General features: G+C 46.7%; 11 protein-coding genes. 4 read left to right on the top strand and 7 right to left on the bottom strand.

Going from position 1 to position 13,188, the window contains the following annotated elements; genetic code table 11:
* Genes AC0YNS_RS05025 through AC0YNS_RS05015 form a run of 3 tightly spaced genes read left to right on the top strand, consistent with a single transcriptional unit; the run spans position 1 to position 3,754 of the window.
* On the top strand, positions 1-1,494 hold the full coding sequence (locus AC0YNS_RS05025) for a spore germination protein (protein ID WP_475779912.1): 1,494 nt from the start codon (positions 1-3) through the stop codon (positions 1,492-1,494).
* Between the two features lies 1 nt (position 1,495).
* Positions 1,496-2,650: a Ger(x)C family spore germination protein gene (locus AC0YNS_RS05020; protein WP_475779911.1), complete on the top strand. Its 1,155-nt coding sequence runs from the start codon at positions 1,496-1,498 to the stop codon at positions 2,648-2,650.
* A gap of 15 nt (positions 2,651-2,665) precedes the next feature.
* Positions 2,666-3,754: a GerAB/ArcD/ProY family transporter gene (locus tag AC0YNS_RS05015; protein ID WP_475779910.1), complete on the top strand. Its 1,089-nt coding sequence runs from the start codon at positions 2,666-2,668 to the stop codon at positions 3,752-3,754.
* On the opposite strand, the gene AC0YNS_RS05010 is transcribed toward AC0YNS_RS05015, so the two are convergent.
* Together AC0YNS_RS05010 and AC0YNS_RS05005 are read right to left on the bottom strand one after the other, a co-directional pair.
* The gene (locus tag AC0YNS_RS05010; RefSeq protein ID WP_475779909.1) at positions 3,751-4,230 is read right to left on the bottom strand and encodes an N-acetyltransferase family protein; all 480 of its coding nucleotides are present in this window, start codon (positions 4,228-4,230) and stop codon (positions 3,751-3,753) included. The two genes, AC0YNS_RS05015 and AC0YNS_RS05010, sit on opposite strands and share 4 nt — an antisense overlap.
* 55 nt (positions 4,231-4,285) lie before the next feature.
* Positions 4,286-5,098 (bottom strand): helix-turn-helix domain-containing protein, encoded by an 813-nt coding sequence (locus AC0YNS_RS05005; protein WP_475779908.1) that lies wholly within the window; start codon positions 5,096-5,098, stop codon positions 4,286-4,288.
* Between the two features lie 142 nt (positions 5,099-5,240).
* Between AC0YNS_RS05005 and AC0YNS_RS05000 the strand changes: the two genes are divergently transcribed.
* Positions 5,241-7,199, top strand: coding sequence for a glycoside hydrolase family 127 protein (locus tag AC0YNS_RS05000; RefSeq protein WP_475779907.1), 1,959 nt, complete (start codon positions 5,241-5,243; stop codon positions 7,197-7,199).
* A gap of 42 nt (positions 7,200-7,241) precedes the next feature.
* Here AC0YNS_RS05000 and AC0YNS_RS04995 read toward each other — a convergent pair whose 3' ends face one another.
* From AC0YNS_RS04995 to AC0YNS_RS04975, 5 genes are all read right to left on the bottom strand, one after another.
* A complete protein-coding gene (locus AC0YNS_RS04995; RefSeq protein ID WP_475779906.1) occupies positions 7,242-8,339 on the bottom strand; it encodes a GerAB/ArcD/ProY family transporter in 1,098 nt (365 codons plus the stop codon).
* Complete coding sequence (locus AC0YNS_RS04990; RefSeq protein ID WP_475779905.1) at positions 8,336-9,469, bottom strand: Ger(x)C family spore germination protein; 1,134 nt, start codon at positions 9,467-9,469, stop codon at positions 8,336-8,338. Before AC0YNS_RS04990 ends, AC0YNS_RS04995 begins: the two co-directional genes overlap by 4 nt.
* Before the next feature lie 17 nt (positions 9,470-9,486).
* Positions 9,487-10,881, bottom strand: coding sequence for a spore germination protein (locus AC0YNS_RS04985; RefSeq protein ID WP_475779904.1), 1,395 nt, complete (start codon positions 10,879-10,881; stop codon positions 9,487-9,489).
* 129 nt (positions 10,882-11,010) lie between these two features.
* Positions 11,011-12,132 (bottom strand): phosphotransferase, encoded by a 1,122-nt coding sequence (locus AC0YNS_RS04980; RefSeq protein WP_475779903.1) that lies wholly within the window; start codon positions 12,130-12,132, stop codon positions 11,011-11,013.
* Entirely contained in the window at positions 12,129-13,115 is a 987-nt protein-coding gene (locus AC0YNS_RS04975) for a serine hydrolase domain-containing protein (RefSeq protein WP_475779902.1), read from the bottom strand. Before AC0YNS_RS04975 ends, AC0YNS_RS04980 begins: the two co-directional genes overlap by 4 nt.
* Between the last annotated feature and the right edge of the window lie 73 nt (positions 13,116-13,188).

The following is a 13,188-nucleotide window of genomic DNA, read 5'->3' as shown; positions in this document are numbered from 1 at the left end:
TTGATCTCCTCTCGAAATCCTGTAGCATTTCCCCGGGAAACGATCAGCGCCGATTTGACCGAAAATGAAGCGCTGCTACGACAACTATTCGAGCATTGCTTTGACATCATCTTTCAACGGGTTGCGTTGTCCGACAGCTGTACGATTCTAATGGTCTACGTCGACGGCATGATCGATAAGAACGAAATTAAATCGCCGCTCTTTCAAGCCTGGCTATTAGAGAAAAGCGGCACCACTGTCGGCAAAGAAACAGTCGACTTCCCCATCTTGAAAGAGCACTTTGCTATCGTACGGCCGATCCAGAACGAAAGCTCTCTTCAAATCATTGTCGAATCGGTCTTGCGAGCTTGCCTTGTTGTCTTCGTAGACGGCGAACCGGAAGCGATTATTCTGGATATGTCCGCCTCGGAGCACCGAGGAGTCGATGAACCTGCCAATGAGGTGGCTATTCGAGGACCAAGAGAAAGCTTTACCGAGACGCTTCAAACCAATACAAGTCTCCTGCGTCGAAGAATTCAATCGCCACAACTTAAGTTTGTATCCGTCACACTTGGAACGTTTTCCAAGACTAAAGTCATCATCGCCTATTTAGAGGGAAAAGCACGCCCGGATTTAGTGGAGCTCGTCAAACAGCGCATGTCCGACATCCAAATGGATATCGTGCTGGAGTCTGGTTATATCGAAGAATTTATCGAAGATACATCATTCAGTCCTTTCCCACAAGTCATGAATACCGAACGTCCGGATATCGTGGCAGCGAGCCTGATGGAAGGAAGAGTCGCGATTCTAACCGATGGAACTCCTCTAGCCCTAATCGTTCCGATCACGTTCTGGACGGCATTTCAAGCTGTCGAGGATTATTACGAACGGTTCATCTATGCCACGCTGGTGAGGTGGACCCGTTTTATTCTGTTCACCATTTCCTTGTACCTGCCCTCCATGTACGTCGCGATTACAACGTTTCATCCGCAGCTGCTTCCGACGAACTTCTTGCTGAGTATCACGTCAGCTCGCGAGGGCGTCCCGTTCCCGGGCGTCATTGAAGCGCTTCTCATGGAATTCCTTTTCGAGGGCTTACGCGAGGCGGGGGTACGCCTGCCCAAAGCCGTTGGCTCCGCTGTCAGTATCGTCGGTGCCTTAGTTATCGGGGAAGCTGCAGTTCAGGCGGGAATCGTGTCAGCGCCGATGGTGATCATCGTGTCCTTAACCGGAATCGCGTCCTTCGCCATTCCCCGTTATAACATGAGCATTCCTTTCCGTATTCTGCGATTTCCCCTTCTTCTTATCTCTGGGGCGCTTGGCTTGTACGGAATCGCTATGGGAACACTCATTATCATCATTCATATGGCGAGGTTAGAGTCATTCGGTGTCCCCTACTTATCCCCGATCGCTCCCTTTCAACCGGATCAAATCAAGGACGTTCTTATACGCGTTCCCTGGTGGAAAAAGTTTTCACTAAAGGCCTCAATAATTAGAAAGCCTACACGGAGGTAATATGCGGAGCAAACGGCCTGGCTTGTTAACGTCTCTCCTTCTTCTGCTTCTGTTAACCGGATGCTGGGATCGCCGCGAATTGAACGACCGCTTATTCGAGCTTGGTTCCGGCGTCGATCTGCTTGAGAATGGAAAGCTTCTGTTGATCGGACAATTCATGATTCCATTAAAATCCGGAGAAGCCGGCGGTGGCGAGAAACAAAGCTACTTAATCGAAACGGGAATGGGATCGACTGTGTCTGATTGTCTCTTAGATTTGCAGTTAAAGTTGTCGCGAAGAATAACCCGCGGGCATCGCAATAACATCTACATTGGAGAAGAGATGGCAGTGTCCGGCATCACGAATCTCATGGACTCTGTAACCCGAGATCCCGATAGCCGGCTTAAATCGGATATTTGGGTCGTGAAGGGGGGAACTGCCCTTGCGTTTATGCAAATGTCCTATCCTCTTGAGAAAATGCCTGCTATAGCCCTTTCTAAATTAAGACATAGTCTTGGCAAGAGAACCGGCAATTCGTTACTGGAGCTATTAGTGGAACAAAACGTTGAAGGAAGCGGTCCGACGCTTCCTGCCGTAGAAATCATCTATGACACGAAACTCCGAAAAAAAACGATACAATTATATGGTCGTGCGGTTTTTAATCGGAAGGAGCAATTAGTCGGTTATTTCGATAGGCTTGAAGGTGCGTATCGGTTATGGGTGACTGATCAAACGGATAGCGTTCCGATCACGGTAGCCTTGCCGAATGGAAAAGGAACGTTCAATGTGAGTGTCCGAAACCCGAATTGCAAAGTGCGCACATCCGTGAAAGGCGGTCTAGTTACAATCGAAGTCGATTTGAAAGGCAACGGCGTCGTTCTCGAGAGTATTCCGGCAATAGATCTTCGTAATCCCGATCATCTGCGCCTATACGAAGCCGAGCTGAACCGTCATATCGAGACAGGTGTAATACATGTGGTTCATAAAGCGCAAAAGCAGTTCAAAGTCGATGTATTCCACTTTGGAAAAGCACTAAATCGACAGCATCCCGAAGACTGGGCTGCATTGAACGCCAGATGGGAGCAAGCGTTTTCCGATGCTGAAATTACCGTTAAATCTCACGTGAGAATCAGGCGAATCGGACTTCAAGGTCCGCCGCCCAATACGATGGAATAATCCGTAAGGAGCCCTATGATGAAGCTGACGAAATATCAATTGTTCTGGCTGATGTTTACGATGCAGATCGGCATGACAATCATGCTGGCGCTCGGCCCAACGTTCAAAGAGGCCAAGCAAGGTGCACCACTCGCCATGGTCTTAGCTGGCGTGGCATCCTTGCTGGTTACTTATATCGCGATAAAGCTAAGCCTTCTCTATCCAGAGAACACGTTCGTCGAATATGTCCCGAAGATAATAGGAAAATGGTTAGGTAACGCGATCATCTTCGTGTACCTGCTTATTTGGATTGTCATAGCCGGCATCATTCTGCGCCAGTTTGCGGACTTTGTTCATATGACCTTATTCGTGCTGACTCCTTTATGGGTCATCATCTTGTTTATCTTGTTGGTCATCGTATATGCGGTACACGGAGGCATCCATATCGTCGGACGCTGCAGCGAAATCATCGGACCTATCATCATCTTTAACATCTTATTATTCCGAGTTCTATCTCTTAAAGACTTAAACCTGGAGAGTCTGCTCCCACTCAAGCCCACAGAGGGCTGGCTGCCTGTGATAACAGGAAGCGTACCTGCGGCTTCTTTCATGAGCGAATCGGTTATGATCGTGATGCTGGTCGCTTTTCTTGCCGATAAGAAAAAGGCGGTATCCTCTGGTTTATGGAGCGTGGGAATTGCCGGGGTCATTCTATTAAACGGTATCATCGACACGTTGATGATGATGGGCAGTACCGTTCCGGGTAAACTGGTGTACCCCGTATATTCCATCAGCCAATACATATCCGTTATGGAGTTCATACAAAATCTCGATATTTTTTTGGTTGTTGGGATGAGCTTTACCGTATTCATCAAAGTATGCCTCTATATGTTCATGGCCAGCTACGGCTCCGCTCAATTGTTTCATATCCGCAAATGGCGGCATTTGCTTTGGATCACCGGCGTACTCATCTTCGCAATCGCTCTGTTCCCCCGTAATGTGGACGAATCCCAAGTAGACTTCACTGCTTTCTGGGAAAATGTCATTTTCCCCATATTCCTCATCGGGATCCCGCTGCTGCTATGGATGATTGGCAGTGTTAGAAAACGGTTTTCCAAGTTCTAGAGGTCTACCTTCATCGTCCATGAAGTTCCACACATCCCGCAATATTCAAATCCAAGCCTCTCATACAACCGAACTGCTGCAGTATTGGTAGGATCAACGCTCAATGATAGAGATTTGTAACCGTCAGATCTAGCTTGCAGCATGATCTCGTTCATTAGCACGCTGCCTATTCCCTGTCCTCTGGCATCAGGAAGTATGGCAATTCCAAGCTCCGGTGTTTCGCGATCCACGAATCCGTAACCTTTGTCCGATTCATCGAATAAGCGATACCAAACAGCCCCTACCGATTTGGCATCAAGCCATGCGATTAACGCCTGATCACCGCTTCTGCCCCAACCCTCGCTATATTTCTTGATTGCAGGTGCATTCAGAAGCTCGTCTTTAGGCGGTTTGTCTTCTAGAATATGAATCGACTCGTAATGCATATCCATCAGAAAATCAAAATCATCTTGTTCCATTGGCCTTACAATAAGCATCTAATCACCCTTCTCATCATACGGTTAGTGCGATCTACACCCAAGAAGCTGATCGCTAATCTTTGTTCAACCTTGTCCGCGCGAAAGCCTCGCGATAGGCCGTCGGCGTTACGCCGGATAATCGCTTGAACCACTTGGCAAACTGCTTGTCATCGGCGATACCTACCTGTACAGCCACTTCTTTAACGTGAAGCTTCGAATCCGCAAGGATCTCCTTCGCCGTCTCAAGCTTGATATGGTGGATATAATTGAGGAGGCCGGAACCGAATTTCTGCTTGAACATCCGAGAGAGATAATCCCTGTTATAGCCCAGATGGGCGGCTATCCGTTCTACGGAAATATCGCGATCAAGTGCATGAAGACGCGTCCATTCCAGTAATTGCGGCAGCCTTGGATCCATCGCTTCCAGCTCATTCGAATGTTCAAGCTGCTCCGCCAGCTCAATCAACAGACAGGTCAGATAATAGTCCCCCGCTCGCGGAATCCGGTAACCGCCATTGGCTGCATGCAATAATTGACGAGCTAATATATGGACTCTGCTCTGATTCGAGCATTCCGCATATCGCGGCACTTGGCCCAGAGGGTCACTTCCCAGTGTTTCAGGCAGATGAAAATGAAACCAATAAAAGGACACGCCCGGCGAAGAAAGCCTGTATCCGCGATGTCGTTCACCGGGCATCAGAAATAGGATATCTCCTGCTTTCACCTCGTACATAAGGCCATCTGTTTCCATGAATACAACACCTGAAACGCCAATAATAAGCTCGTAGTCATAAATCGTACGATCCGTATGTGACCACGTTTCATCGGACATAAACTGACCGGCCATTACAAGTCGATAAGGTTCATGCACATATAGAGGAAGCAATCCAGCAACAGCTCCTGTCTTGGCGAATTCTTCGGAATGAAGTCAGTTTTTGACACCTAATCTACTAGTTCGCCTACCGACAGCCTATTCCCTCTTCATTTATGATAGATTTGCAAGTTCAACCAAAGGAGCGAAACCACACATGAAAACAGATAATAGACTAGCCCTCTCCTCCCCACTCGACCTTCGTGCCGTTCAAGTCCAAGATAGCTATTGGTCTTCATTTGTAAATCTGATTCGCGAGACAGTCATTCCCTATCAATGGGAAGCGATGAACGATCGTATAGAATCGGCGGAGCCCAGCCACGTTATACGTAACTTTCGTATTGCAGCAGGACTGGAAGAAGGGAATTTCGGAGGTTTTGTTTTTCAGGATACCGATATGTACAAATGGCTGGAGGCCGTCGGCTACTCCCTTGCCGCTACACCGGATGCAGATTTGGAGCAACTCGCTGACGAAGCGATTAACCTAATTGCCTCTGCTCAGCAGGAAGACGGTTATTTGAACACCTATTTCTCCATTGCCGAGCCGGGTACTCGCTTTACGAACTTGATGGACTGCCACGAGATGTATACGGCGGGCCATCTGATCGAAGCAGCTGTAGCCTATCATCAAGGAACCGGCAAGGCGACCCTGCTGAGCGTAGCTAGACGATTGGCCGATCATATCGATACTCACTTCGGGGATGAACCGGGCAAACTGCGTGGATACGACGGACATCAGGAAATCGAATTAGCTCTAGTCAAACTTTATGAAGTCACTGGAGAAGAGAGATACTTGAAGCTGGCGAGTTTCTTCATTGATGAGCGCGGTCAGCAGCCGAATTACTTGGCCCAAGAATGGGAGAAACGCGGTCGTATCACCTATTGGACGCCTGGGGTCGTTCAGAAGGAACATCAGGATCTACGTTATCTGCAAGCCCATAAGCCGGTACGCAATCAAGAGGTAGCAACCGGACATGCCGTAAGAGCTGTCTATATGTACACCGCTATGGCTGATCTTGCTCTTCATCTGGGGGATGCAAGTTTACTGGCCGCATGCCAGCGGTTATGGAGTAATGTAGTGAACAAGCAGATGTATGTAACCGGAAGTATCGGTTCTACGCATCACGGCGAAGCATTCACATTTGACTACGATTTGCCCAATGATACGAACTATTCCGAAACCTGTGCATCGATTGGTTTGATCTTCTTCGCCAGACGAATGCTGCAGCTGGAGCCGAACGGCGAATACGGGGATGTGATGGAACGCGCGCTATATAATACGGTAACGGCAGCATTGGCCAGCGATGGACAAAGCTTCTTCTACGTCAATCCGCTCGAGGTGTGGCCCGCAGCAGGCAGAGGCAATCCAGGCAAACATCACATCAAGTCAACCCGGCAACAATGGTTCGCATGCGCTTGCTGCCCGCCGAATATTTCGAGGCTGCTCTCTTCTCTCGGCCAGTACATGTTCACAGCAAGTTCAGATGTTCTCTACACGCATCTGTATATCGGAACAGAAACGACGCATACAATAGCCGGACGACAAGTAAACCTTAAGCTCGAGAGCGGCTTACCTTGGAATGGCCATGTTCGTATTCACGTTGCATCTGCGGCGGGAACCGGTGAATTTACCATCGCGATGCGTATTCCAGCTTGGTCCGAGCAATCCAACTTTACCCTGAATGGTAGTGTTGTGGAGCCTGAAATCCGTCAAGGTTTTGCCTATTTGACCCGTGACTGGCAAGAAGGCGATGTCATCACTCTCGAGCTAGATATGGAACCTAAGCGTATTTATGCTCATCCTAACGTTCGCGCCAATGCAGGTCGCGTAGCTTTGCAGCGCGGACCTCTGGTATACTGCTTCGAGGAAATGGACAATGGTGCTGACCTTCCGAATCTCATTCTCCCAGCGGATGCTGAAATTCGACTTGTTCATAATGGGAATTCCGTAGCGCTGCACGCTGAAGGATATCGCCAAGAAGATGTGGACGCGGAGAACTCGTCGCTCTATAGAACCTCATCACTGAAGCTAGAGAAACAGAGCATCTATGCGGTTCCTTATACGCAGTGGGGTAATCGTAAGCCGGGGGAAATGCTGGTCTGGATTCGAGAATAAGCCGCGTTTACGCGGCTTTTTTTCATGTCAAGTTCAACGCAGCTATTTGGATTCATGCATAAGAGATTGCCCTCTAATTAAACTAACGATCAATAGAAGTAACGGCAATCCGACGATGAATATAGGGAATATGTACAGAATCCATACAAAGTTCGCGTAATCCAGCATGCCTATTATATTTGCGGGCACGAGTGAGACCGAGAAAATGACGGCTGCAGCAAATAGGATAACTCTTCGCCAGTTCTTGATGCCAAGCAATTGTGCGGTTCCATAGCTGTTAATGAACAAATAGATCGCCAACTTTACGAAAACGCTGAAGATCCAGATGAACATAATCCAGACATCCATATTTTGAACAAACTCCAAATAGTTAATAAATCGAACCATGCTGAAATACGGGAAAATTAAGGTTGAACCGATATTGGCTCCGAATGTCATAATAACCATAATTGCTGTAAGTACGGCTATTATGGATGGGACGCATATCGCAAGCAGCGTCGGCTTAACCAACTTTTGCGAGTTTGCGATAAAAGGCGTCAACATCATGATCATCATGGACTCCCCTAGAAATGACGCGTTCACAAAAGACCCTTTCACTATAAGCTGAAACCCGGTATCTGCGTAGACAGGTAAAATTAGCGATGGATGCAAATTAGTTAAGTTTAATCCGAATGTAACTAAGATGCCCACCAGAAGAAGTGGGCCGGCCATTTCGCTAAAACGAGCGATCGCTTCGATGCTTCCGGCGAAATTGATATAGACCATAGCTGCGACCATTAGCGATGCGATAACCCAAATCGGCGTATTGTGAAATAAAAATTGCTTAATGAACAAGGAGAAAATGCGCAAGATATCTGACGCAACTGAAAACCACATGATGATATACAACACGCCTATCAGCTTCCCGATCCACTTCCCAAACAGCTTCTGAGCAAACTCCACCAAGGTAAGCGAAGAATGCCTTTGCGAAACTCGAATACAAATCAGGGTCACGAATAATCCAATGACCCCCGCCACTAATAGGGATATCCAGGCGTCCTGTCTGGCAATCTCGATTGAAGGAGACACCGTGAGCCAGATACTCATTGAAATTTCTAATGTGGTGAACATCCAAAACAATTGCCAAGGAGAAATTTTCACTTCCTGTCTCCTATTCCTGGGATGCGTCTTCCAATTGCCCCCGTATTCTGAATTCTCAATTTTACAGTAACCGATACCTCTACTGCCGGAAACAGTTGATCCCATCTGCTCTTGATTTCTTTCCACTTGTACGGATGTTCTCTGTGAAACTCTTCTCCGATTCCAAACACATCTTGTCCATACTGAAGCTGCACTTTCTTGATTGTTGCCTCTACTTGCTTGGCTTTCATTTCATTTAGCTTGCGTTCTAACGGAATACGTTCCGAGGTTACTGAGATATCGATATTCGTATTGTTTTCAAGGACCCTTCCGGTCCCCACCAGCTTGATGTACGCTTTGATTTTATTTCCTTCAAATTCGGTATGAACGCTTTTCTTCAAGTTGGTTTCAAATAATGATACGGCGCCTCCTTCCGTTTCCAACGAAATGAACTGATTTTTTAATACGCCTTTCACCCAGAACATTTCCAGCGATTCTCTACCCGTCACCTTACCGACCATTTGCAAGTGTCGATTAAAGATTGCAACGGATTTCACTTCGATGATCTTATGTTTCTCAAGCACATTATTAGGTGATGTCTCAACCATTGGCATAGACGGCCGAATGCCATCACGTCCTACATCAAGTAAGACATCCCGTAAGGCAGAGTCACCTAAACGACAGAAGCGGTCTTGATCTACGGCAACGATTGCGGAAAATTGATTAAAGGGACTGTTGATTTTCAGGACGTCGCTTCCTTTTCCACCATCCACGACGAATATATCCGTGCGCATACGTGTATCGGTATTCCGTGAGAATTGATCCATGATTTGGGTTAAGCCTTTACGCGCAAGCTTCTCTCCGATGAATATGGACCTTCGATGTCCCAGAAAAACCTTACGGGGCAGTTTGTCTTGAATTTCTTGTTCCAAATCTACGATGGAAGTACCAGTCGTTGTTAGAACGATGTTTGCCCTTTGCTGACCGCCACTTCTCGCCTTGAAATCAGCAGGAACGGCGATCTGAGCACTTTTCTGCAGCGTCCCCTCCTCGGATAAATCCAGTGCGGTTCCTATCCAAAACGCGTATTCGTTTATTTCATTTCTGTCCCAACATCCGGAAATGAACAGCGTCAAGATCAAACAAGACATGAAACCTATTTTCCTCATTATTTTCGATGCGCCGATACGTATCGTTTATTAAATCGTATAAGCGTATCCTTCCAGATATTTTTCCCTATAGGAGCTACAGGCTTTAAATAAGGAACCCCGAACGACTTTAACGTTACGAGATGAATCATAATGAAGATGACTCCGATCGCGACACCATATAAACCAAGGAAACCGCCTACGATTAGAAGTGGAAACCGCAGCATTCGAAACGGCAAGGCCAAGCTATAGCTTGGAAAAGCAAAGGATGCAATCCCGGTACCTGCTACGATCATCACTATAGGGGCAGATATAAATCCAGCTTGAACAGCTGCTTCTCCAATTACCAACGCGCCAACTATACTCACTGCCGAACCAATGGCTTTAGGTAATCGAAGACCGGCTTCCCGCAATCCTTCGAACATCAATTCCATTAACAAGGTTTCGATAACGGTTGGAAACGGAATTCCTTCTCTCGAAGCCGAGATACTGAGCATCACTGCAAGTGGAATCATCTGTGGATGGAACGTCGTGAGCGCAACATATACGGATGGCAGAAGGCATGACAAAATGACAAATATGATTCGTAATATTCTGACCGCCGAAACGTAGATAAATCGTTCATAGTGGTCTTCCGCTGCTTGAAAGCCTGACCAGAACGTCATAGGCAGCAGCAATGCGTTTGGAGAGCCGTCCACAATAATGGCTACCCTGCCGGATAACAAACTCGAAGATACCGTGTCCGGACGTTCCGTATTTTGGATTTGTGGAAATAGGGAGAAGGTCTTGTCCTCGATATACTCTTCAATATAGCTGGAGTCCGTCAGTTGATTCGTGCGAAAAGATTGAAGTCGGTTTCTGACTTCTTGGAGCAACTCTGGTTTAACCTTTTCTTCGATATACGCCACGACAAAATCCGTATTGGTTAATTCGCCTGCCTGATGCATTTCGAACTTTAAGGACGAATGACTGATTCTTCTTCGAATCAAACTTAAGTTCGTTTTGAGATCTTCCGTAAATCCTTCACGCGGCCCGCGAATGGATGCCTCATTCGATGGCTCAGAGATTGCACGTTGTTTGTAAACGGTCATTTCGGCCAAATAAGCACAAGGCTTGCCATCTATAAAAATAACGGTACAGCCTTTGAGAACGTTGGCTATAACCTCCGAGAACCGAGTAATCATATGATATTGCATCAGCCGTTCAACATCGCGACTAATCATGCATGCCGAAATGATTTGTTCCAGTCTAGTCGAATCTGTAAACTCTTCTATATAAACAAGTAAAACTTCGGATTGATCAGTGAGTTTTAAGGGTCTAAATACGATATCCGCACAGTTATCAAAAATATGGCGTAATGCATCATGATTGATTTTCACACTTTCGTTCACATCGACTGGAAAGTTTGGCTCCAAGTCATTTCCACCTCCTTCCAACAGCTTCGTTTTATCATGTGAGCATTTGGATGTCCTTATTCAAGAAATGAAAAGAAGCCCTGCGCGTAAGTTACGTCAGAGCTTCTTCTTTGTTATCATTTATGCGGATCACCTTAAGTGAAACGTTCTCAGTCGTTCAGCTTCGATCACGGTTTCCATCTGTAGTTCTGTAATGAGCAGCAAACGTTGGCACTCTGCCGATTCGGCATCTTGTTCCCATTTGCGGAGCAGCTTCGGAACTTCCCAAACGGCACGTAAGGCGAAAGAGGCAAGATAACCGAATCGTGGAATGGACTTGTCTCCATTCCAACCCGTTCGCTTCATCCCCTCAAGGTATGAGGATAGTAAATGCTCCCTATAAGCTCGAAATTGATCCATAGGCACGTTTCCGCGGCTAAGCGATAAACCTAAGAATCGGCCCAAATCCTCCCCTATTCCGGAAATACTGGCAAACTGCCAATCAATCACGGCAAGCTGCCGGACTTGAGAATGCTCTGCATGCAACATAATGTTAAGCTCATAGAAATCCTGGTGTGCAAAGGTTCGCGGTAATTGCTCTAACTGGATTAGCCAATCGTTAATAAATAATTCAAATGAATGGAAGCGGTCGATGATGGCGGTCACTCTGTGCTTGGATTCGTTATCAATTATGGTTGCTGTCTTGGCATTCGTCGTCCTATAGGTCTGACATTCATGAATCCAAGAGCGCATCCAGTGACGATTCGCCCAAGGTAAATCCGGGAACGGGCTGCCTGCTAAGTAGGCGGACTGAAACTCGCCAAGCTTCTCCTCAGCATAGGCATAATCGTTCCATTGCCAGGATCGTGATTCCTGACTTAAATCCTCCAGCCAGAGCCATACGGTGCCGTCGACATTTTCGTCGATTGCATAGCATTCCGGAGCCTTCAACCCCGCCGGTAAATGGCGAAGATAACCTGATTCATAAGCGTCAATTTCTCGGCGCCAATAATTGTAATGCGTCGGATCATCTCGATTGGGGTCAACTAGGATGACTTTTAGAATCAGTGACCATGATTGGGGTGTTCCATCTTCAAGATATGTGCTTCCGGAAATCCGATACACGCCGCCTGTCACGAAATTAGGTCTGGCCGATTTGATTGTTTCGCAATGCCACTCAATCAGAGATCCGTGATCGAGTTGTAAGCAGTGATTAGAGACTGCTCGAACTCGTTCTGCGTCGATATTATCTGGAATAGGTTGTGTATTCATTGCTCACTCAAACATTTCGCAACCAGATTCCCAAAGCCTTGAATATCCTGCAAATAATCATATCCGATTGGATTCGGTTCTAATTGATTTAACATTCGAACCGCCACAGCGTTATACGCGGGAATAACCAATACCGCATTACCGTAGAATCCGAGCGATTGATAGGAACCATTCGGAAGCTCATTCCCGAGTTCGGATAACGGGCGGAACTTGTCCTTCACCCACCAGAAGAAAGCATTTCGAGGTAATGATTCATCAAGGCGGCTCGGCGTTGCAATCGAAACTACTCGATCAAACAGTGCAGCCGGAAGGATTTGCTTCCCCTTATACATGCCTCTTGCCAGATGGATCTGTCCCCAGTAGCCTAGCTCTCTTGTGCTCACGAAGAGATTCGCCTCACCGCCTTGATCGCTTAGATACTCCTCACCAAGCCACACCAAGTTATCATTCTTTTCGCGTCTCCAGCCTGTCTCTGTAAACCCATACGGTTCAAAAACTCGTTCGTTTATTACCTCTGCGAGGGTCTGATTAAAGACCTGTTGAACGATGCGAATCAGCATATTCACACCGGCATTATTGTATTTCCAATCCGTTCCCGGAGGAAATAACCTCTTCATTGGACCCTGTAATCCGTGAGTATGAGTAAACAGATGCCTAATCGTAGTCTGCGCGATAATGCTCTCGTTCAGGTCATCGAGATAGTCGGACACAGAATCATTAATGTCCTTAATTCTCCCTTCATACAGTGCCAGACTAATTGCGAATCCCAAATAGGTTTTGCGGATGGATGCTACATTGAACTGTGATTGCTCATCGATCATTCGACTGTTAGGCGATTTATCATGGTAACCCGCATAATATTCGTTTACGATCTGATCATTCTGGATCACAATAACAGTTGCTGCAGAGGCTGAAATTTGATTTCGAATATCCAGTACATATTGATTAAGCTCATTAAATACACTAGTTTTCGCTGCATCCATACCCTTATTTCTCCTTTGTGAGTGGGTTAATGTCCACCTCAAGCATTCTACATCTCGCCTATGATCACCTCTG

This window comes from Paenibacillus sp. J22FR21 (assembly GCF_056269135.1).
This window is presented reverse-complemented; position numbering and strand designations above follow the sequence as displayed.